A 20,181-nucleotide genomic window follows, 5' to 3' on the forward strand; every position below is an offset into this window, starting at 1 on the left:
CGGCGAATACCGTGCCCGCGGGCTTGAAAAGCGCGCGCGGCCGACCATCTTTCCATGATCAAGTAAAGGATTTCCATGTCCGGTCATACCCCCCTGCCTGCCGACGAACTCGATCTGCCGCTGCTTCCGCTGCGCGATGTGGTCGTGTTCCCCCACATGGTCATTCCGCTGTTCGTGGGCCGCCCAAAGAGCATCAAGGCGCTCGAACTCGCGATGGAAGCGGAGCGCCGCATCATGCTGGTGGCACAAAAGGCCGCTGCCAAGGATGAGCCCTCGGTCGAGGACATGTTCGAGGTCGGCTGCATCTCCACGATCCTGCAGATGCTGAAGCTGCCCGACGGCACCGTGAAGGTGCTGGTCGAAGGCCAGCAGCGCGCGCGCGTCAACCGCATCGACGACGGCGAGACCCATTTCTCGGCCAACGTGACGCCGGTCGAGATCGTCGACGCCGCAGCCCAGAAGGGCACCGAGATCGAAGCCCTGCGCCGTGCCGTGATGCAGCAGTTCGACCAGTACGTCAAGCTCAACAAGAAGATCCCGCCCGAGATCCTGACCTCGATCTCCAGCATCGACGATCCGGGCCGGCTCGCGGACACCATCGCGGCGCACCTGCCGCTCAAGCTCGACAACAAGCAGGCGGTGCTCGACCTGGACGACATCAAGGCACGCCTGGAGAACCTGTTCGGCCAGCTCGAACGCGAGGTCGACATCCTCAACGTCGACAAGAAGATCCGCGGCCGCGTGAAGCGCCAGATGGAGAAGAACCAGCGCGACTTCTACCTCAACGAGCAGGTCAAGGCGATCCAGAAGGAACTCGGCGAAGGCGAGGAGGGCGCGGACATCGAGGAGATCGAGAAAAAGATCAAGCTCGCCAAGATGCCCAAGGAAGCGCTCAAGAAGGCCGAGGGCGAACTCAAGAAGCTCAAGCTGATGTCGCCGATGTCGGCCGAGGCCACGGTGGTGCGCAACTACCTCGACGTGCTCATCGGCCTGCCGTGGAGCAAGAAGACCAAGATCAAGCACGACCTCGCGAATGCCGAGGCAGTGCTCAACGAGGACCACTATGGCCTCGAGAAGGTCAAGGACCGGATCCTCGAATACCTCGCGGTTCAGCAACGCGTCGACAAGGTGAAGGCGCCGATCCTGTGCCTGGTCGGGCCTCCGGGTGTCGGCAAGACCTCGCTCGGGCAGTCGATCGCCAAGGCGACCGGCCGCAAGTACACGCGCATGGCGCTGGGCGGCATGCGTGACGAGGCCGAGATCCGCGGCCACCGCCGCACCTACATCGGCGCGCTGCCGGGCAAGGTGCTGCAGAGCCTCAACAAGGTCGGCACGCGCAATCCGCTGTTCCTGCTCGACGAGATCGACAAGCTGGGCACCGATTTCCGCGGCGACCCGTCTAGCGCGCTGCTCGAAGTGCTCGATCCGGAACAGAACCACACCTTCGGCGACCATTACGTCGAGGTCGACTTCGACCTCAGCGACGTGATGTTCGTCGCCACCTCGAACTCGATGAACATCCCGCCGGCGCTGCTCGACCGGATGGAAGTCATCCGTCTCGCGGGCTACACCGAGGACGAGAAGACCCACATCGCGCTGAAGTACCTGCTGCCCAAGCAGATGAAGAACAACGGCGTGAAGGAAGAAGAGCTGCTCATCACCGAAGCGGCGGTGCGCGACATCGTGCGCTACTACACGCGCGAAGCCGGCGTGCGCTCGCTCGAGCGCGAGCTGTCCAAGATCTGCCGCAAGGTGGTCAAGGGCCTGCTGCTCAAGAAGATGGAACCCAAGGTGACCGTCGATGGTGCCAACCTCAACGACTTCCTCGGCGTGCGCAAGTACAGCTTCGGCCTGGCCGAAAAGCAGAACCAGGTGGGCCAGGTGGTCGGCCTCGCATGGACCGAAGTCGGTGGCGACCTGCTGACCATCGAAGCCGTGACGATGCCCGGCAAGGGCGTGATCAGCCGCACCGGTTCGCTCGGCGACGTGATGAAGGAATCGGTCGAGGCCGCACGCACGGTGGTGCGCAGCCGCGCACGGCGCCTGGGCATCAAGGACGAGGTGTTCGAGAAGCGCGACATCCACATTCACGTGCCCGACGGCGCGACGCCCAAGGACGGCCCGAGCGCGGGCGCCGCGATGACGACGGCCTTCGTGTCGGCGCTCACCGGCATCCCGGTGCGCAGCGACGTGGCGATGACCGGCGAGATCACCTTGCGCGGCGAAGTCACGGCGATCGGCGGCCTGAAGGAGAAGCTGCTGGCTGCATTGCGCGGCGGCATCAAGACCGTGCTGATCCCCGAAGAGAATGCCAAGGACCTGCAGGACATTCCCGAGAACGTGAAGAACGGCCTCGAGATCGTCCCCGTGAAGTGGATCGACAAGGTGCTCGAGATCGCGCTCGAGAAAATGCCCACGCCGCTGTCCGACGAAGAGGTGGCCGCATCCGCGGCTGCGGTCGCGGAGCTGGCCAAGCAGCGCGCGCCGCAACCCGCCGAAGGACCGGTCAAACATTGAGCATCGAGAGTTGCGGGAGCCCGAAAAACTGCTATATAATTCGAGGCTCGAAACGCGGGAATAGCTCAGTTGGTAGAGCGCAACCTTGCCAAGGTTGAGGTCGAGAGTTCGAGACTCTTTTCCCGCTCCAGTTTTGAAAAAGGGAAGCTCAGGCTTCCCTTTTTTTCGCGAGTTCAAAGCAGCGTGGCGCGATAGCAAAGCGGTTATGCAACGGATTGCAAATCCGTCTAGCCCGGTTCGACTCCGGGTCGCGCCTCCACCCTACATGACCCTCATCGAACAGCTCCGCCAACCTTCGTTGTCGGAGCTGCTTTTGTTTGGGGTATCGTCGATATCCGACCCGACGCCCGGATGGTGAAATTGGTAGACACATCGGACTTAAAATCCGCCGCTTCCTGCATAAGGGGCGTACCGGTTCGACCCCGGTTCCGGGCACCACCACATCACAAGGGAGCAAGACATGCCTCGCTACAACGCTCCGTTTGAAATTCACGTGCATGGCGACGTGCCGCTGCGTTCCGACGTGAGCTTCGACCAGATCCAGGAGGCGCTCGGGCCGCTCTGGAAATATGCCGGCGCCAAGTCGCTGGCCGACGGCGCGACCAGCGTCTACGAAGAAGAGCCCGGCATCCGCTTCGAGCAGAAGGAGCACATGCTCCAGATCTGCTGGACGGTTGCCGGCGACGACGATTTCCGTCAGGCGCTCGACGAGATGTGCATGGCACTCAACGAACTCTCGGAGCAGGGTGCGGCCCTCGAGGTCACCTTCTACGACACCGACTTCGACGAGGAAGAGGGCGACCCCGACGAAGAATCGCGCGACGATTTCCTGATGCTGTTCGTCGGCCCCAATCCGGCCGCGATCATGCAGGTGCAGCGCGACCTCCTGGTCGAGGATGTCGTCAGCCTCATGGAGCGCCATTTCGACGGCGCCGAGCTCGGTGGCGTGGTCGCCGAGATCGACAAGCTGTTCGGAGACCGCTTCGACGCGCTGGTGAATTCGCTCGAGATCGGCAAGCGCCCGCGCGGCGGCACCGGCGGTGCGGGCAGCGGCGGCCATGGCGGCGGTCGTCGTCCCCGGCATCTTCACTAAGCCTCCCGGCTTTTCACTTCGCTTCGCTGCGTGTAATTCGCCACCTCCCGAGGAGGGGACCCCGCTTGCGGCCTGGCATAGCCAGTTCCGCGGCGCGTGGCTGGAATGTCGCGGGGTCGACTTCGTGCTCCGCTATGCTCGCGGCGGTTCTTGTCTGGAGACGTCGCGTGGCCCTGTTCCCCCAATCCGCTTTGCAGCCGGGCGTGCGCAAGCGCGAGGTCTTCGGCTGGGCCATGTACGACTTCGCCAACTCGGGCTACACCACGGTGGTCATCACGGCGGTGTTCGCTGCCTATTTCGTCGGCGGCATTGCGAAGGGTGCGCCCTGGGGGCCTTTCGCGTGGACGGTGGCGCTCAGCATTTCGTACGCGATCGTGATGTTCACGATGCCGGCCATCGGGGCCTGGGCCGATCTGCATGCGGCCAAGAAGCGCGTGCTGGCGATGGCGACGACGGGTTGCGTCGCGGGTACCGCGGCGCTCGCACTCACGTCCGATATCGGCGGCATGTCTGCGGTCGCACTGGCGATGGCGCTGGTCATCGTCTCCAACACCTTCTACTCCTACGGCGAATCGCTGACGGGCGCCTTCCTGCCCGAACTCGCGACGGCCGAAGGCATGGGCAAGGTCAGCGGCTGGGGATGGGCGTTCGGCTATCTCGGCGGCATGCTGGCGCTCGGCCTCTGCCTGGCTTACGTGCTCTGGGCGCAGGCCCGCGGTCTGCCGGCTGCGCATTTCGTGCCGGTCACTATGCTGATCACCGCGGCGATCTACGGTGTCGCGGCTTGTGCCACCTTTGCGCTGCTGCCCGAGCGCGCGGTGCCGCAGGCTGCTGCCGGGCGGCAAGGCGCGTGGCAGCAGCTCGGTGCCACTTTTCGCGAAGCGCGCGCCTACCGCGACTTCATGTGGCTGCTGGCCTGCACGGTCTGCTACCAGGGCGGCGTGGCGGTGGCAATCACGCTGGCCGCGATCTATGCCGAGCAGGTGATCGGCTTCGTCGCCAGCGAGACCATGACGCTGATCTTCGTTCTCAACATCGCGGCAGCGCTGGGCGCCTTCGGCTTCGGCTACCTGCAGGACCGGCTCGGCCACAAGCCCTCGCTGGCGGGCACGCTGGTGGCCTGGATCGTCGTGTGCGTGATTGCTGCATCGGTCAGCACCAAGGGCGGCTTCTGGTGGGCTGCGACGATCGCCGGGCTGGCCATGGGCTCGAGCCAGTCGGCGGGTCGAGCGATGACGGGCGTTCTGGCGCCGCCGCGGCAGCTCGCCGAGTTCTTCGGGCTCTGGACCTTCGCCACCCGGCTGGCCAGCATCGTCGGGCCGCTGAGCTACGGCGCGATCACTTGGGCGACGGGCGGCAACCAGCGCATCGCGATCCTCGCGACCAGCGTGCTGTTTGTCGGCGGTCTCGCATTGCTGCTGCCGATCAACCTGCAGCGAGGCCGCGCCGCGGCATTGCGCCGCGAGAATGCCTGAGCCGAAGGGCGCGCCGCCGACCGCTCAATCCGCGGCGACGTTCCCGGAAGCGCGGTAGCTCTTGCCGTTGTAGCGCAGCATCGTCGACTTGAATTTCGCCGGCCTGTCCTGCGTCACGCATTCCTCGCCCTGCAGGATGGAGCGGCTCTCCGAGCGCGTCTCGCGCACGTTCAGGTCGGCCAGGCCGTTGCTCGTGCTGCGCGCGAGCGCAAGGCTGCTGTGGACGGTCTCGAAATTGCCTTCGCAGCTGGTGTCCCATGCGCCCAGCTCCATGACGGTCTCGAACTTGTCCAGGACCTTGACGAGCCGCTGCCCCTGCGGCAGATACAGCGTGAGCGTCTCGTTCGAATAGGGATGGTCGCGCGACGAGCCCTGGTGGAGGATGCGCAGCCCGAAAGCCCGCGCATCCGGCGCCAGCACGTAGCGCGCGGTGTCGACCTTGATCGCGCTGATGCGCACGGCGTCTTCGGTCAGTGCCGCTTCCTCGAAGAGCCGGCTGACGATCTTCGCCCGGTCGGTGTTGCCATTGTCGGCCTGCTGAACGACCAGCACGTCGAGATCGAATTCGTTCGCGTCGGGGCGCGATGACGGCCGCGGCAAGGGCAGCACCACGATGAACCGGCCCGGCAAGCCGCGCCAGGGCTCGCACACGGCGCGTTCGTGGTCGAGCTGTCGCTGGGGGTGGAGCTTGGCATGCATGCGCTCTGCAAGGCCGGTGTCGCAGGCTGCATGGCCGGCGATGCAGAAGGTGGCGAGAAGACCGGCGACGAAAAGGCGGCGGCGCATGCGATGGATCACGCGGAAGTCGGAACGAGGGCGGATGCCCGCGTGGCGCAGCGGAACGGCCGGTCGAGCCAGCGCGCGCCGGCGGCGTCGAGCGATTCCGGCGCGCCGCTGCAGACCAGCGTCACGCTGCCGTCCGATCCTTCATCGTTCAGGCGATGGCCCGCGGCGAGCAGCCGCCGCGTCTGCTGCGCGACCGGCGCGCCGGTGTCGATGAAGCGCACCGTGTCGCCGGTGCAGCGACGCAGCGCGTCGGCAATGAAAGGGTAGTGCGTGCAGCCCAGCACCAGCGTGTCGATCTGCCCCGGCTCGGTGCCGAAGCGGCCTGCCGCGCCGAGATACCGTTCGCACAGCGCCGCGATCTGCGCTGCGTCGGAACGCTCGATCGCACCCGCGAGGCCATCGCAGGGCACGATGCTGAAGTGCGCCTGGCCGGCCAGCGATGCGTGCAGCGCCTCGAACTTGCGGCTCTCCAGCGTCACGCGCGTCGCGATGACGGCGATGCGCCCGGTCCGGCTGATCGCCACTGCCGGCTTGAGCGCGGGTTCGACTCCGATCAGCGGCAAACTCGGGTGATCGGCGCGCAGCCGATGGATCGCGGCGGCCGTCGCCGTGTTGCAGGCGACCACCAGCGCCTTGATGCGATGCGCTTCGAGCAGGTAGCGCGTGACCTCGAGGCTGCGCTGCGTGACGTAGGCATCGCTGCGCTCACCGTAGGGCGCATGATCCGTGTCGGCGAAGTACACGAAGTGCTCGCACGGCAGTTCGCTCCGCAGCGCGTTGAGCACGCTCAGGCCGCCCACGCCACTGTCGAACACGCCGATCGGCCGATCGGCGTTCGTCGGACCGCCGATCGGCACGATGCTCAAGCCGGTTCCAGCGTGATGGTCTTGAATTCGCCGCTCGCGATGCGCTTTTGCCACTCGGCCGGCCCGGTGATGTGCGCGCTGGTGCCGCCGGCATCGACCGCGACCGTGACCGGCATGTCGACCACGTCGAACTCGTAGATCGCCTCCATGCCAAGGTCCGCGAAGCCGACCACGCGGGCCGTCTTGATCGCCTTGCTCACGAGGTAGGCCGCGCCGCCGACCGCCATCAGGTAGGCGCTCTTGTGCGTCTTGATCGCTTCGATCGCCACCGGGCCGCGCTCGGCCTTGCCGATCATCGCGATCAGGCCGGTCTGCGCGAGCATCATCTCGGTGAAGCCGTCCATGCGCGTGGCGGTGGTCGGGCCGGCCGGGCCCACGGCCTCGTCCCTGACCGGGTCGACCGGGCCGACGTAGTAGATCACGCGGTGGGTGAAGTCCACCGGCAGCTTCTCGCCCTTGGCGAGCATGTCGGCGATGCGCTTGTGCGCGGCGTCGCGGCCGGTGAGCATCTTGCCGTTGAGCAGCAGCGTGTCGCCCGGCTTCCAGCTTGCGACCTCGGCCGGGGTGAGCTTGTCGAGGTCGACGCGCTTGCTCTTGTCGTAGTCGGGCGCCCAGTCGATCTTGGGCCAGAGGTCGAGCGACGGCGCCTCGAGGTACACCGGCCCCGAGCCGTCGAGCACGAAGTGCGCATGCCGGGTGGCGGCGCAGTTCGGGATCATCGCCACCGGCTTGCTGGCGGCATGCGTCGGGTACATCTTGATCTTGACGTCGAGCACGGTCGAGAGTCCGCCCAGCCCCTGCGCGCCGATGCCGAGCGCGTTGACCTTCTCGTAGAGCTCGATGCGCAGGGCCTCGACCTTCGTCAGCTCGCCGCCCGATGCCTTCTTAGCCTGCAGCTCGTGCATGTCCAGGTCGTCCATCAGGCTTTCCTTGGCGAGCAGCGCGGCCTTCTCGGCCGTGCCGCCGATGCCGATGCCCAGCATGCCCGGCGGGCACCAGCCGGCGCCCATGGTGGGCACGGTCTTGAGCACCCAGTCGACCACGCTGTCGCCCGGGTTCAGCATCACCAGCTTGCTCTTGTTCTCGCTGCCGCCGCCCTTGGCTGCGACCGTCACCTCGACGGTGTTGCCGGGCACGATCTCGGTGAAGATCACGGCCGGCGTATTGTCCTTGGTGTTCTTGCGGTCGAACTGCGGATCGGCCACGACCGACGCGCGCAGCGTGTTGTCCGGATGGTTGTAGCCGCGGCGCACGCCTTCGTTGATGGCGTCGTCCAGGCTGCCGGTGAAGCCGGCCCAGCGCACGTCCATGCCGACCTTCAGGAACACGTTGACGATGCCGGTGTCCTGGCAGATCGGGCGGTGCCCGGTCGCGCTCATCTTGCTGTTGGTGAGGATCTGCGCCATCGCGTCCTTGGCCGCGGGACTCTGCTCGCGTTCATAGGCTTTGGCCAGGTGAGCGATGTAGTCGGTCGGGTGGTAGTAGCTGATGTACTGCAGCGCAGCTGCGACCGACTCGATCAGGTCGGCCTGTTGAATGGTGGTCATGGGCGTGGAGCGGTTGTTTTGCCGCTCCAATTATCGTCTGCGCCCGGCTTCGGGCGCCGCCGTCAGTAGGAGCCGGGCGGCGGCGGCAACGCGCTGCGGCCGCGCAACGGGGCCAGCACGGTCTTGGCCATCTGGCGCGAAACGCCGATCAACTGACCCAGCGGCGCCTTCAGCGCATCGATCGGGCGCGACATCCCGGGATAGGTGGGCGCCATGCCCAGACGCCTGCGCAACAGACGGTTCACCTGGTGCACGCGCGCGGTGCGGCGCGTCGCATCCGTGTAGAAATTGACGCCGAAGGACACCGAGACGCCGTCGCCCGGCCGCACCCAGTCGCGCTCCGAGCGCGTGGTGTGCGGGGAGGTACTCGGAAAATACACGCCATCGCCCGGCCCGACGTCGAACTCGTGGCTGCGCGCTCGCAGCTCTTCCTTGAACTTCACCTTCGAGGCGTTGTGGGCCACGATGTAGTCCTCGACGACGTCGGCCGCCACGGTGTCTCGGTCGGTGTGGGGCCACACGTTCATGGTCTTGCGCCCGTGCAGCTGCAGCCAGAAATTGTTCTCGCGATCGATGTGGAAGGGGGTCACCGAGGGCGGTGCCGAAATGAAGATGAACCCGGTCTCCAGGAAGGTGCTGCCCTGATCGCGCCGGATCATGGGGCGGACCGTGTCGAGGATCTCGGTGAGCAGTGCCTGGTAGCGCGGAATCGATTCGACGTTGTAGAGCGCGACCCAGGAGCCCGCTTCCTGGATGCGGCGAAACACCTCGTCGATGCCGAGCCCGTCGGGATGCGTGGGGTCATGGTGGAAGTCCGATGCCTGGGTGATGCCTGGCTTGACGAAGCGGCATTGGCGCAACGGCACGAGATCATGGGCGAGCCGCTCGAGCTCGTCGAGCTGCAGCAGCGGATGTTCGTGGAAGTTGTGGTGAAGGCGACCGATCGCCAGGGTGGTGAACGCCTCGGCATCGTCGGCCCAGACACGGTAGGTGGGGCGCGCCTGTGCCATCGCCACCGTGGCGTTTTCGTCCAATTTCATCGCTCGCTCCGGTCGCCGGGTCTTCTGCCCAGCCTTGTCTGCGATGATAAATAAGATGACCCATAAAGAGAGTACTAAATGTCACGTTTTTGATCTATGTCGAAAGGCACAGGATCAGGGAAAACGCTGAGTCGCGAGAGGTGTTTTCCGCTGCGGCGATACTGGCCCACCACCTGGTGCGAGCGTCGCATCCCTTTTGTTTGTTGCCAGCGGAGCATTTCCATGACCCCATCCCAGAACAGCCGCGTCGAGCGCGATACCTTCGGCCCGATCGAGGTGCCGGCCGACAAACTGTGGGGCGCGCAGACGCAACGCTCGCTGCAAAACTTCGACATCTCGGGCGAACAGCAACCGCGCGAGATCATCCGGGCGCTGGCACAGGTCAAGCGGGCATCGGCCGTGGTGAATCACGCACTCGGGCTTCAGGACGACAAGAAGACGAAGGCCATCGTCGCGGCCGCCGACGAGGTCATCGCCGGCCAGCATTCCGGCGAGTTCCCGCTGGTGGTCTGGCAGACCGGCTCGGGCACGCAGACCAACATGAACGTCAACGAGGTGCTGGCCAACCGCGCGAGCGAGCTGCTGGGCGGCGAGCGCGGCGAAGCGCGGCGGGTGCATCCCAACGACGACGTGAACCGCAGCCAGTCGTCGAACGACGTCTTCCCGACCGCGATGCACGTGGCCGCGGTCGATGCGATCACCCACCGGCTGCTGCCGGCGATCGCGAAGTTGCGCGCCACGCTCGAGAAGAAATCGAAAGACTTCGCGGACATCGTCAAGATCGGCCGCACGCACCTGCAGGATGCAACGCCCCTCACGCTCGGCCAGGAATTCTCGGGCTATGCGGCGCAGCTGACGCATGGCGAGGCGCACGTGCGCGCCGCGCTGCCGCACCTGTGCGAGCTCGCGCTCGGCGGCACGGCGGTGGGCACCGGCCTCAACGCGCCCAAGGGCTATGCCGAGCAGGTCGCGGCCGAGCTGGCCCGGCTCACCGGCCTGCCTTTCGTCACCGCGCCCAACAAGTTCGAGGCCATGGCTTCGGTCGATGCGCTGGTGCATGCGCATGGCGCGCTCAAGACACTGGCCGCCAGCATGAACAAGATCGCCAACGACGTGCGCTGGCTGGCCAGCGGCCCACGCAGCGGCATCGGCGAGCTCAGCATCCCGGAGAACGAGCCGGGTTCCTCGATCATGCCGGGCAAGGTCAATCCGACCCAGAGCGAGGCCGTCACGATGCTGGCGGCGCAGGTGTTCGGCAACGACGTCGCGATCAACATCGGCGGCGCTTCCGGCAACTTCGAGCTCAATGTGTTCCGCCCGATGGTGGCGCACAACTTCCTGCAGAGCGTGCGCCTGCTGGCCGACGGCATGACGAGCTTCAACGACCACTGCGCGGTCGGCATCGAGCCGAACCGCGAGCGCATCGCAGAGCTGGTGCAGCGCTCGCTGATGCTGGTGACCGCGCTCAACACGCACATCGGCTACGACAAGGCGGCCTTCATTGCCAAGAAGGCGCACAAGGAAGGCACCAGCCTGCGCGAGGCCGCGATCGCCTCGGGGCACCTCACGGCGGAACAGTTCGACGCCTGGGTGGTGCCGGAGGCGATGACCGGACGCTGAGCCCGCGGTGCATCTTCAGTGGGCGTCGGGCGGCCTCGCCATCAGCCGGTCCGTGACCGCAATGGCCATGGCCGACAGCAGGAAGGCGATGTGGATCGCGGTCTGCGCGATCAGCACGCGATCGGTGTAGTTGTCTGCGTTGATGAAGGTCTTCAGCAGGTGGATCGAGCTGATGCCGATGATGGCCGTCGCCAGCTTGACCTTGAGCACCGAGGCGTTCACGTGGCTCAGCCATTCGGGCTGGTCGCGGTGGCCTTCGAGGTCCATGCGGCTCACGAAGGTCTCGTAGCCGCCGACGATCACCATGATCAGCAGGTTGGAGATCATCACCACGTCGATCAGCGCCAGCACCACCAGCATGATCACCGTCTCGTTGAGCGTGGTGATCGGTGCCGTGGTCTTGTAGCCGATGCTGGTGATCAGCGCTTCGAGCGCCCCCTTGCTGCCGAACGCTGCCTGTACCAGGTGGGCCAGCTCGACCAGGAAGTGCACCACGTACACGGCCTGCGCGACGATCAGGCCGAGGTACAGCGGCAGCTGCAGCCAGCGGCTGGCGAAGATCAGGTTCGGCAGCGGCCGCAGCGGCTGGGTCCTGCCGCTGATCACGGCGAATGGATCGGGATTCGACATTGGGAAGTGGGTTGGGCAGGCGAGGGGAAGCGCGCGATTCTAGGATGCCCGCGCCGCCGTCCACAGCACAGCCCTGCCGTTAACATGTTCGCGTCAGTGACGCGTAAGTGCGCCCGCCGACATTAGCGCCCGTCATACCGTTGGCATAGGAGACAGAGAGAATGAGCAGCGCATCCAAGAACATCGAATCCATCCTGGTGGAGACCCGTGTGTTTCCGCCGGACGCGCGCGCCATGAAGGGCGCGCGCATCGCCGGCATGGCCGCCTACGAGGCCCTGTGCAAGGAAGCTGCCGACGACTTCGAAGGCTTCTGGGCGCGGCTGGCGCGCGACAACGTCGTGTGGACCCGGCCCTTCACCAAGACCCTGGACGAATCCAGGGCCCCGTTCTACCAATGGTTCGACGACGGCGAACTCAACGCCTCGGCCAACTGCCTGGACAAGCACATCGGCACCCCGGTGGAGAACCGCACCGCCATCATCTTCGAAGCCGACGACGGCGCCGTCACCCGCTTCACCTACAAGGAACTGCTCGCGCGCGTCTCGCAGTTCGCCAACGCACTCAAGGCCCAGGGCATCAAAAAGGGCGACCGCGTCGTCATCTACATGCCCATGACCGTCGAAGGCGTCATCGCCATGCAGGCCTGCGCGCGCATCGGCGCCACCCACAGCGTCGTCTTCGGCGGCTTCTCCGCCAAGGCCCTGCAAGAGCGCATCATCGACGCTGGCGCCGTGGCCGTCATCACCGCCAACTACCAGTTGCGCGGCGGCAAGGAACTGCCCCTCAAGGCGGTGGTCGACGACGGCATCGCGCTGGGCGGCTGCGAGTCGATCAAGTCGGTGCTCGTCTACCAGCGCACTCAGACGCCGTGCCACATGGTCGCCGGCCGCGACAAGACCTTCGACCAGGCGCTGCAGGGCCAGAGCACCGAATGCGCCCCCGTGCCCGTCGGTGCCGAGCACCCCCTCTTCATCCTCTACACCTCCGGCTCCACCGGCAAGCCCAAGGGCGTGCAGCATTCCACCGGCGGCTACCTCCTGTGGGCCAAGCTCACCATGGACTGGACCTTCGACATCCGTGCCGAGGACGTGTTCTGGTGCACCGCCGACATCGGCTGGGTCACCGGCCACACCTACGTTGCCTACGGCCCGCTGGCCGCCGGCGCCACGCAGCTCATGTTCGAAGGCATCCCCACCTTCCCGCATGCCGGGCGCTTCTGGCAGATGATCGAGAAACACAAAGTCTCCGTCTTCTACACCGCGCCCACGGCCATCCGCTCGCTCATCAAGGCGGCCGAAACCGACGAGAAAGTCCACCCCAAGAACTGGGACCTGTCCAGCCTGCGCATCCTCGGCTCCGTGGGCGAGCCCATCAACCCCGAAGCCTGGATGTGGTACCACCGGAACGTCGGGCGCGAGCAATGCCCCATCGTCGACACCTTCTGGCAGACCGAGACCGGCGGCCACGTCATCACGCCGCTGCCCGGCGCCACGCCGCTGGTGCCCGGCTCCTGCACGCTGCCGCTGCCCGGCATCATGGCCGCGATCGTCGACGAGACCGGCCGCGACATCCCCAACGGCGCCGGCGGCATGCTGGTCATCAAGCGGCCCTGGCCGGCGATGATCCGCACCATCTGGAACGACCCGGAGCGCTTCAGGAAGAGCTACTTCCCCGAAGAGATGGGCGGCACCATTTACCTGGCGGGCGACGGCGCGGTGCGCAGCGCCGAGCGCGGCTACTTCCGCATCACGGGGCGCATCGACGACGTGCTGAACGTCTCGGGCCATCGTCTGGGCACGATGGAGATCGAATCGGCGCTGGTGTCCAAGACCGATCTGGTGGCCGAGGCCGCGGTGGTGGGGCGCCCGGACGACGTGACGGGCGAGGCGGTGTGTGCGTTCGTGGTGTTGAAGCGCGGACGGCCAGATGGCGAGGAGGCCCGGCAGATCGCGGCCGACCTGCGCGCCTGGGTGGCCAAGGAGATCGGCCCGATCGCCAAGCCCCGCGACATCCGCTTCGGCGAGAACCTGCCCAAGACGCGCAGCGGCAAGATCATGCGCCGGCTGCTGCGCAGCATCGCCAAGGGCGAGGCCATCACGCAGGACACTTCGACGCTGGAGAATCCGGCCATCCTCGAACAACTGGGCCAAGCATATTGAGCACACCCCCAGGCTTGCTCACTTCGTGTAGCCGCCAACCCCCTTGCAGGGGGCAACACCTGCGGCCCGGCTGAGCCGGATCCGCGGTGTTTCTGGAATGGGCTCCTTCGTCTGACAGGCTGGGTGGCGCGGATGGGTTACAAAGGCCCATCGATGCTCGAGGAGAGACCATGGGATTGAGAACCGGTGTGCTGGCAGTCGTCGTGCTGCTGATCGCGGCGCTGGCCGCGTTGAACTGGAGCGTGCTCGCGGCGCCCACGGTGATGTCCTTGGGCTTCATGCAGGTGACCGCGCCGCTGGGTCTGATCATGCTCGGGCTGACGGTGCTGCTGGCGATCTTTTTCGCGGCCTACGTCGTCTACCTGCACAGCACGGTGTTCTTCGAGTCGCGCCGCCACACGAAGGAATTGCAGGCCCAGCGCGATCTGGCCGATCGGGCCGAAGCCTCGCGCTTCACCGAACTGCGCAACTTTCTCGAGAGTCAGGAGAACGCCCACATGGCGCGCAATGCCGAACGCCATGCCGCCCTGCTGGCGCGCGTGGAACAGCTCGAGAGCGCGATCCGCCTGCGTGCCGACCAGACCGACAACACGGTCGCTGCCCACCTCGGGCAGCTGGAAGACCGCTTCGAGCGCAGGCCGGCGAGCTCCGCGGCCGTGATGCCGCCGGCGGTCTGAGCGCCGCTATTTGGTCGACAGCACCCAGGCCGCGAGCTTCTTCGCCTCGGCTTCGTTGACCTGGTTGTTGGCCGGCATCGGCACCGGCCCCCAGACGCCGGAGCCGCCCTTCATGATCTTGGCGGCGAGCAGGTCGACGGCGCCCTTGTTGTCCTTGTATTTCGCCGCCACGTCCTTGAAGGAAGGCCCGAGCACCTTGCGATCGACCGCATGACAGCTCATGCAGTTCTTCGAACTGGCGAGGGCGAGGTCGGCGAACGCCGGGACGGCGATGCCGAGGCCCAGCGCGGCGAGGATGAGCGCTTTTTTCATGGGGTTGCGTGGCGTGGGTGCGTTAAAGTCGATCCAACGCGATTGTAGGCAGCGCTGTGCGCGGCCGCCTCGACGCGTCCCTGAAGAAAAAGGAGGGATCCGCGATGTGGTTTCTGCTGCTGGGCGTGCTGGGGATGGTGCTCAAATATTTCGAGGTCGGCTTTGTCGGCAGGCTCAGCTGGTGGGTCGTGCTGATTCCCTTCGGGCTCGCGATGGTGTGGTGGGCCTACGCGGACATGTCGGGCTACACCAAACGCAAGGTCATCGAAAAGGAAAACGCGCGCAAGCAGGAGCGCATCGATCGCCAGCGCAGCGCGCTCGGCATGCTGAACGGCCGCTCCAACCGCCGCCGTGGCGGCCGCTGAGCGGCTCTCGGCAGCGGCTCAGTACTTGTCGAGCACTGCGCCCGAGCTCGCGCTCGATGCGTTGAACGCGAACTTGGCCTGCACGCCGCGCGTGTAGCGCGGGGCCGGTGCCTTCCAGGCCGCGCGGCGCTTCGCGATCTCGGCTTCCGGCACGTTGAGTTCCAGTTTGAGTTCGTGCGCGTCGATGGTGATGGAATCGCCCTCGTGCACGAAAGCGATGGTGCCGCCGGCCGCCGCTTCGGGCGCCACGTGGCCGACCACCATGCCCCAGGTGCCGCCCGAGAAGCGGCCGTCGGTGATCAGGCCCACGCTTTCGCCGAGGCCGGCGCCGATCAGCGCGCCGGTGGGCGCCAGCATCTCGGGCATGCCGGGGCCACCCTTGGGGCCGAGGTAGCGCAGCACCATCACGTCGCCGGCCACGATCTTGCCGTCGAGGATCGCCTTGAGCGCCGATTGCTCGTCGTCGAACACGCGCGCCGGGCCGGTGATGACCGGGTTCTTGAGTCCGGTGATCTTGGCGACCGCGCCTTCGGGCGAGAGGTTGCCCTTGAGGATTGCCAGATGGCCTTCGGCGTACATCGGCTTGCCGATCGGACGGATCACGTCCTGGTCGGCGCGCGGCGCGTCGGGCACGTCCTTCAGCACTTCGGCGATGGTCTGGCCGGTGATGGTGATGCAGTCGCCGTGCAGCAGGCCGGCATTCAGCAGCACCTTCATGACCTGCGGAATGCCGCCGGCCTGGTGCAGGTCGACCGCGAGGTACTTGCCGCTGGGCTTCAGGTCGCACAGCACCGGCACCTTCTTGCGCATGCGCTCGAAATCGTCGATCGACCATTCCACCTCCGCCGCATGTGCGATGGCCAGGAAATGCAGCACCGCGTTGGTCGAGCCGCCGGTGGCCATGATCACGGCCACGGCGTTCTCGATCGCCTTCTTCGTCACGATGTCGCGCGGCTTGAGGTCCTTCTTGATCGCCTCGATCAGCACCTTGGCCGACTCCTTGGCCGAGTTGGCCTTCTCGTCGTGCGGATTGGCCATGGTCGACGAATAGGGCAGCGAGATGCCGAGCGCCTCGAAGGCCGAGCTCATGGTGTTGGCCGTGTACATGCCGCCGCAGGAGCCGGTGCCCGGGATCGCGCGCATCTCGATCTCGCGCAGCTCCTCGTCGCTCATCTTGCCGGCGGCGTTCTGGCCGACCGCCTCGAACACGCTGACGATGTTCAGGTCCTGGCCCTTGTACCTGCCCGGCAGGATGGTGCCGCCGTAGACGTAGATGGCCGGCACGTTGGCGCGCAGCATGCCCATCAGGCCGCCGGGCATGTTCTTGTCGCAGCCGCCGACCACCAGCACGCCGTCCATCCACTGGCCGCCGACGCAGGTCTCGATGCAGTCGGAGATCACCTCGCGGCTGACCAGCGAGTACTTCATGCCCTCGGTGCCCATCGCCATGCCGTCCGAGATGGTGGGCGTGCCGAACACCTGCGCGTTGCCGCCGGCTTCCTCGATCCCGGCGATCGCCGCGTCGGCCAGCTTCTGCAGGCCCGAGTTGCAGGGCGTGATGGTGCTGTGGCCGTTGGCCACGCCGACCATCGGCTTCTTGAAGTCGCCTTCCTGGTAGCCCATCGCGTAGAACATCGAGCGGTTGGGCGCGCGGCTCTTGCCTTCGACGATGTTGGCGCTGCGGCGGTTGATCTGGATCGGTGAAGTGGCCATGGTGTCTCTTGTCGGGGGGAATCGGGGGAAGCCAAGTATCCGACGATTGACTGATTGCTTCCAATCCGATTTGGACGGCCGATTGATATGCTGTGCATATGAAGGAAAACCCCATCGACCTGCGTGCCTGGCGCCAGTTCGTCGCCGTGGCCGAGGAACTGCACTTCGGCCGCGCCGCCGCCCGCCTGCACCTGACCCAGCCACCCGTGACGCAGGCCATCGCGCAGATGGAAAGAACGCTGGGCGTGATGCTGTTCGACCGCACGCGCCGCCGCGTCGCGCTGACGCCGGCCGGCGAGGCGCTGTTGCCCGAAGTGCGCGAACTGCTCGCCCGCGCGCAGGCGCTGCCGGCCCGGGCGCGGGCCGCCGCGGCGGGCGAGGTCGGCCGCGTGCGCCTGGCCTTCGTCTCGACCATCGGCTTCGAGCGCCTGCCGGCGTGGGTGCGCGAGTTCCGCCTGCATTGCCCGCAGGTCGCGCTCGAACTGGTCGAGGCCACCGGCGACGTGCAGCTCGAAGCCTTCTCGCGCGGCGAGATCGATGCCGGCCTGATGCTGCATTCGCCCGGCTTCGCACCGCCCGGCCTCGAGCGCCTCGCCGTGGCGCAGGAGCGGTTGGTGCTGGCGCTGCCGGCAAGGCATCCGCTGGCGCGGATCGAGAGGGTGCCGCTGGCCGCCGCGCTGGGCGAGCCGCTGGTGATCTTCCCGCGGCGCATCGTGCCCTCGCTGCACGATGCGATCTTCGGCCTCTACCACGCGGCCGGCCGTGCGCCCGTGATCGCGCAGGAGGCGATCCAGATGCAGACCATCGTCAACCTGGTCTGGGGCGGCCTCGGCATTGCCTGGGTGCCGGAAAGCGTCATGCAATTCCGCCGCGCCGGCGTGGTCTATCGTGCGGCCGGCGAATTCGCGCCGGCCGGGCGCCGCCGCATCGCCGCGCCGCTGCCGGGCTGCGAGACCAGCCTGGTCTGGCCGAGCCGTGCGGACAACGCGGCGCTTGCGCGCTTCGTCCGATTCGTCGAGGACCAAGGGCTCTCGCATCCGTTGGCACAATAGCTCTCTATGCTCATGTATCCCCAGATCAATCCGGTTGCCTTGCAACTGGGTCCGATCGCCGTCCACTGGTATGGCCTGACCTATCTGGTCGGCTTCGCACTCTTCTACTTCCTCGGCACGCGCCGGCTGCGGCACGAGCCGTTCCGCTCTCTGGCCGGGCCGCAGGCCTGGAGCCGCAAGGACGTGGAGGACATTCTCTTTCTCGGCGTGATGGGCACGATCATCGGCGGCCGGCTCGGCTACTGCCTGTTCTACAAGCCGGGCTTCTACCTCACGCATCCGCTGGAGATCTTCTTCGTCTGGCAGGGCGGCATGAGCTTCCACGGCGGGCTGCTCGGCGTGATCGGATCGATGGTGTATTTCGCCCACTCGCGTTCGCGGCGCTTCTGGCAGGTGATGGACTTCGTCGCGCCCTGCGTGCCGACCGGCCTGGCGGCGGGCCGGGTCGGCAACTTCATCAACGGCGAACTCTGGGGTCGCTTCTGCAGCCCGGACCTGCCCTGGGGCATGGTGTTCCCGCAGAGCGGATCGATGCAGCCGCGCCATCCGTCGCAGATCTACCAGTTCCTGCTCGAAGGGCTGTTGCTGTTCACCATCCTTTGGCTCTATGCGCGCAAGGATCGGCGCGAGCGCCGCGTGTCGGCGGTGTTCCTGATCGGCTACGGGCTGATGCGCTTCATCGCCGAGTATTTCCGCGAGCCGGACGACTTCCTCGGCCTGCTCGCGCTCAACATGAGCATGGGCCAGTGGCTCTGCGTGCCGATGATCGTGTTCGGTGTCTGGCTCTATGCCAGCGCGCGGCCGGCGCGTGCCGCTATGCCGGCGCGCGGCTGATCGTCATGGCCGCCGGCGACTGGATCACGCGCGGTGTCTCGCGCCTCAAGACGGTCGGCGACGCGGCCGTCAAGTCGACGGCCGTGGCCGGCATCAAGAAGGCGGGTGACGCCAAGACCGCACTCTTCGGGGATGCGCGTCCGCTCGCCGAGCGGCTCGAGGCCACATTGCGCCGCCCCGGCGAGGCGATGGCGCCGCGCACGTTGCGGCGCGCGCTGGCCGAACTGCAGGCGGTGCTCGATCCGAGCGTGAGCGATGTCGAGGCCGGACGGCGCGCGCACGCGGTCGTGCAGTGGTATGCCGGGCGCGATCCGGGCGAGCGGCACGATGTGTGGCTCTTGATGAGCGAGCGCTTCGCGCCCGATGCGCGCAAGCTCAGCAGCGCGCGCGACAAGCACGAAGCCGCGGCCGGCACGCCCGACGAAGGCCAGGCCGAGGTGCACCTGCGCCGCGCGCTGGCCGCGCCGCGTGCGCGCCTCTTGCAGCGCTTCGCGATCGATCCCGACGGCATGCGCTTCCTGGTCGACCTGCGCGCCGAACTGCTGCCGCATCTCAAGAACGACCGCCGCCTGCTGCCGCTCGATGCCGAGCTCGAACACCTGTTCTCGACCTGGTTCGACGTCGCCTTCCTCGATCTGCGCCGCATCAGCTGGGACTCGCCGGCCTCGCTGATCGAAAAGCTCATCCAGTACGAGGCGGTGCACGACATCAAGAGCTGGGCCGACGTCAAGAACCGGCTCGACAGCGACCGCCGCTGCTACGGCTTCTTCCATCCGCGCCTGCTCGACACGCCGCTGATCTTCGTCGAGGTGGCGCTGGTCAATCGCATCAGCGAGGGCATCGAGCCGCTGCTCGATGAAGCGGCGGCCTTGGTGCAGCCCGACAAGGCCAGCACCGCGATCTTCTATTCGATCAGCAACACACAGACCGGCCTGCGTGGCGTGAGCTTCGGCGATTCGCTGATCAAGCGCGTGGTCGAGACCTTGCAGGGCGAGCTGCCGCGTCTGAAAGTTTTCGCGACGCTGTCGCCGATCCCGGGTTTCCGCGGCTGGCTGGCCAAGCATGCGGGCATGATGCTCGCGAAGCTCGACGAGAAGCGCGCCGCCGAACTGGGCCGCGTCCTCGGCTCGCTGCCGCCGACGGCGGAGCGCTTCCTGTCGGCGGCCGAAGAGGCCAGGACGCTCGATGCCAAGTCGCCGGTGCGGCAGCTGCTGCTGCAGTCGGCGGCCGAATACCTCGGCCGTGCCACTGCCGACGGCAAGCCGGTCGATCCGGTGGCGCGCTTCCATCTCGGCAACGGCGCGCGCGTCGAGAAGCTCGACTGGGCCGGCGACCTGTCGACCAAGGGGCTGAAGCAATCCTACGGCCTGATGGTCAACTATCTCTACGATCTGAAGCGGCTCGACAAGCACCGCGCGCTGCTGGCGCAGGGCAAGGTGGCGGTGTCGGGCGACATCGACGATCTCTTTTTCTAGGCTTTCGCTTCCAGGACACT

Annotated in this window: 17 protein-coding genes and 3 tRNA genes; 13 read left to right on the forward strand and 7 right to left on the reverse strand. The window is 66.6% G+C overall.

What is annotated here, in order from left to right; all coding sequences use genetic code 11:
* Positions 1 to 75: 75 nt before the first annotated feature.
* From lon to E5P2_RS11955, 6 genes are all read left to right on the forward strand, one after another.
* A complete protein-coding gene (lon, locus tag E5P2_RS11930) occupies positions 76 to 2,517 on the forward strand; it encodes an endopeptidase La (protein WP_162567306.1) in 2,442 nt (813 codons plus the stop codon).
* Between the two features lie 54 nt (positions 2,518 to 2,571).
* Positions 2,572 to 2,647, forward strand: a tRNA-Gly gene (locus E5P2_RS11935).
* 55 nt (positions 2,648 to 2,702) lie between these two features.
* Positions 2,703 to 2,776, forward strand: a tRNA-Cys gene (locus E5P2_RS11940).
* Positions 2,777 to 2,862: 86 nt separating this feature from the next.
* Positions 2,863 to 2,955 (forward strand) — tRNA-Leu (locus tag E5P2_RS11945).
* 22 nt (positions 2,956 to 2,977) lie between these two features.
* The gene (locus E5P2_RS11950) at positions 2,978 to 3,610 is read left to right on the forward strand and encodes a DUF6806 family protein (RefSeq protein WP_162567308.1); all 633 of its coding nucleotides are present in this window, start codon (positions 2,978 to 2,980) and stop codon (positions 3,608 to 3,610) included.
* A gap of 167 nt (positions 3,611 to 3,777) precedes the next feature.
* Positions 3,778 to 5,085, forward strand: a complete 1,308-nt coding sequence (locus tag E5P2_RS11955; RefSeq protein ID WP_162567310.1) for an MFS transporter — start codon at positions 3,778 to 3,780, stop codon at positions 5,083 to 5,085.
* A 24-nt stretch (positions 5,086 to 5,109) separates the two neighbouring features.
* On the opposite strand, the gene E5P2_RS11960 is transcribed toward E5P2_RS11955, so the two are convergent.
* The 4 genes from E5P2_RS11960 to E5P2_RS11975 form a co-directional block, all read right to left on the reverse strand.
* Positions 5,110 to 5,871 carry a hypothetical protein gene (locus tag E5P2_RS11960; protein WP_162567312.1) on the reverse strand — a complete coding sequence of 254 codons (762 nt, stop codon included), beginning with the start codon at positions 5,869 to 5,871 and terminating at the stop codon, positions 5,110 to 5,112.
* A gap of 8 nt (positions 5,872 to 5,879) precedes the next feature.
* Entirely contained in the window at positions 5,880 to 6,737 is an 858-nt protein-coding gene (gene murI, locus E5P2_RS11965; RefSeq protein ID WP_232080673.1) for a glutamate racemase, read from the reverse strand.
* Positions 6,734 to 8,284, reverse strand: coding sequence for a fumarate hydratase (locus E5P2_RS11970; RefSeq protein ID WP_162567314.1), 1,551 nt, complete (start codon positions 8,282 to 8,284; stop codon positions 6,734 to 6,736). Before E5P2_RS11970 ends, murI begins: the two co-directional genes overlap by 4 nt.
* A 62-nt stretch (positions 8,285 to 8,346) precedes the next feature.
* A complete protein-coding gene (locus E5P2_RS11975) occupies positions 8,347 to 9,324 on the reverse strand; it encodes a cupin-like domain-containing protein (RefSeq protein WP_162567316.1) in 978 nt (325 codons plus the stop codon).
* Positions 9,325 to 9,546: 222 nt separating this feature from the next.
* Here E5P2_RS11975 and fumC point away from each other — a divergent pair, with 222 nt between their 5' ends.
* Positions 9,547 to 10,944 (forward strand): class II fumarate hydratase, encoded by a 1,398-nt coding sequence (gene fumC / locus E5P2_RS11980; protein ID WP_162567318.1) that lies wholly within the window; start codon positions 9,547 to 9,549, stop codon positions 10,942 to 10,944.
* 15 nt (positions 10,945 to 10,959) lie between these two features.
* On the opposite strand, the gene E5P2_RS11985 is transcribed toward fumC, so the two are convergent.
* Positions 10,960 to 11,574 (reverse strand): YqhA family protein, encoded by a 615-nt coding sequence (locus E5P2_RS11985; RefSeq protein WP_162567320.1) that lies wholly within the window; start codon positions 11,572 to 11,574, stop codon positions 10,960 to 10,962.
* Positions 11,575 to 11,735: 161 nt separating this feature from the next.
* On the opposite strand from E5P2_RS11985, the gene acs reads away from it, so the two are divergent.
* Positions 11,736 to 13,733, forward strand: coding sequence for an acetate--CoA ligase (gene acs / locus E5P2_RS11990; protein WP_162567322.1), 1,998 nt, complete (start codon positions 11,736 to 11,738; stop codon positions 13,731 to 13,733).
* Positions 13,734 to 13,903: 170 nt separating this feature from the next.
* A complete protein-coding gene (locus E5P2_RS11995; RefSeq protein WP_162567324.1) occupies positions 13,904 to 14,410 on the forward strand; it encodes a LapA family protein in 507 nt (168 codons plus the stop codon).
* Positions 14,411 to 14,416: 6 nt separating this feature from the next.
* Here E5P2_RS11995 and E5P2_RS12000 read toward each other — a convergent pair whose 3' ends face one another.
* A complete protein-coding gene (locus E5P2_RS12000) occupies positions 14,417 to 14,722 on the reverse strand; it encodes a c-type cytochrome (RefSeq protein WP_162567326.1) in 306 nt (101 codons plus the stop codon).
* Between the two features lie 104 nt (positions 14,723 to 14,826).
* Between E5P2_RS12000 and E5P2_RS12005 the strand changes: the two genes are divergently transcribed.
* Positions 14,827 to 15,087, forward strand: coding sequence for a TIGR04438 family Trp-rich protein (locus E5P2_RS12005; protein ID WP_162567328.1), 261 nt, complete (start codon positions 14,827 to 14,829; stop codon positions 15,085 to 15,087).
* A gap of 18 nt (positions 15,088 to 15,105) precedes the next feature.
* Here E5P2_RS12005 and ilvD read toward each other — a convergent pair whose 3' ends face one another.
* Positions 15,106 to 16,800 carry a dihydroxy-acid dehydratase gene (ilvD, locus tag E5P2_RS12010; RefSeq protein ID WP_162567330.1) on the reverse strand — a complete coding sequence of 565 codons (1,695 nt, stop codon included), beginning with the start codon at positions 16,798 to 16,800 and terminating at the stop codon, positions 15,106 to 15,108.
* A gap of 98 nt (positions 16,801 to 16,898) precedes the next feature.
* On the opposite strand from ilvD, the gene E5P2_RS12015 reads away from it, so the two are divergent.
* Genes E5P2_RS12015 through E5P2_RS12025 form a run of 3 tightly spaced genes read left to right on the forward strand, consistent with a single transcriptional unit; the run spans position 16,899 to position 20,161 of the window.
* Positions 16,899 to 17,852: a LysR family transcriptional regulator gene (locus tag E5P2_RS12015; protein ID WP_162567332.1), complete on the forward strand. Its 954-nt coding sequence runs from the start codon at positions 16,899 to 16,901 to the stop codon at positions 17,850 to 17,852.
* A 6-nt stretch (positions 17,853 to 17,858) separates the two neighbouring features.
* Positions 17,859 to 18,686 (forward strand): prolipoprotein diacylglyceryl transferase, encoded by an 828-nt coding sequence (gene lgt / locus E5P2_RS12020; RefSeq protein ID WP_162567334.1) that lies wholly within the window; start codon positions 17,859 to 17,861, stop codon positions 18,684 to 18,686.
* A gap of 5 nt (positions 18,687 to 18,691) precedes the next feature.
* On the forward strand, positions 18,692 to 20,161 hold the full coding sequence (locus tag E5P2_RS12025; protein ID WP_162567336.1) for a malonyl-CoA decarboxylase domain-containing protein: 1,470 nt from the start codon (positions 18,692 to 18,694) through the stop codon (positions 20,159 to 20,161).
* The last annotated feature ends 20 nt before the right edge of the window (positions 20,162 to 20,181 follow it).

Source organism: Variovorax sp. SRS16 (assembly GCF_901827165.1).
Lineage (GTDB): Bacteria > Pseudomonadota > Gammaproteobacteria > Burkholderiales > Burkholderiaceae_C > Variovorax.

Bases quoted from the DNA above. Each gene is read 5' to 3' on its own strand.
- E5P2_RS11950 (WP_162567308.1), top strand. From the start codon at position 2,978: ATGCCTCGCTACAACGCTCCGTTTGAAATTCACGTGCATGGCGACGTG.
- E5P2_RS12015 (WP_162567332.1), top strand. From the start codon at position 16,899: ATGAAGGAAAACCCCATCGACCTGCGTGCCTGGCGCCAGTTCGTCGCC.
- E5P2_RS11960 (WP_162567312.1), bottom strand. From the start codon at position 5,871: ATGCGCCGCCGCCTTTTCGTCGCCGGTCTTCTCGCCACCTTCTGCATC.
- E5P2_RS11995 (WP_162567324.1), top strand. From the start codon at position 13,904: ATGGGATTGAGAACCGGTGTGCTGGCAGTCGTCGTGCTGCTGATCGCG.
- E5P2_RS11975 (WP_162567316.1), bottom strand. From the start codon at position 9,324: ATGAAATTGGACGAAAACGCCACGGTGGCGATGGCACAGGCGCGCCCC.
- E5P2_RS12025 (WP_162567336.1), top strand. From the start codon at position 18,692: ATGGCCGCCGGCGACTGGATCACGCGCGGTGTCTCGCGCCTCAAGACG.
- E5P2_RS12005 (WP_162567328.1), top strand. From the start codon at position 14,827: ATGTGGTTTCTGCTGCTGGGCGTGCTGGGGATGGTGCTCAAATATTTC.
- ilvD (WP_162567330.1), bottom strand. From the start codon at position 16,800: ATGGCCACTTCACCGATCCAGATCAACCGCCGCAGCGCCAACATCGTC.
- E5P2_RS11970 (WP_162567314.1), bottom strand. From the start codon at position 8,284: ATGACCACCATTCAACAGGCCGACCTGATCGAGTCGGTCGCAGCTGCG.
- fumC (WP_162567318.1), top strand. From the start codon at position 9,547: ATGACCCCATCCCAGAACAGCCGCGTCGAGCGCGATACCTTCGGCCCG.
- lgt (WP_162567334.1), top strand. From the start codon at position 17,859: ATGCTCATGTATCCCCAGATCAATCCGGTTGCCTTGCAACTGGGTCCG.
- lon (WP_162567306.1), top strand. From the start codon at position 76: ATGTCCGGTCATACCCCCCTGCCTGCCGACGAACTCGATCTGCCGCTG.
- acs (WP_162567322.1), top strand. From the start codon at position 11,736: ATGAGCAGCGCATCCAAGAACATCGAATCCATCCTGGTGGAGACCCGT.
- E5P2_RS11985 (WP_162567320.1), bottom strand. From the start codon at position 11,574: ATGTCGAATCCCGATCCATTCGCCGTGATCAGCGGCAGGACCCAGCCG.
- E5P2_RS12000 (WP_162567326.1), bottom strand. From the start codon at position 14,722: ATGAAAAAAGCGCTCATCCTCGCCGCGCTGGGCCTCGGCATCGCCGTC.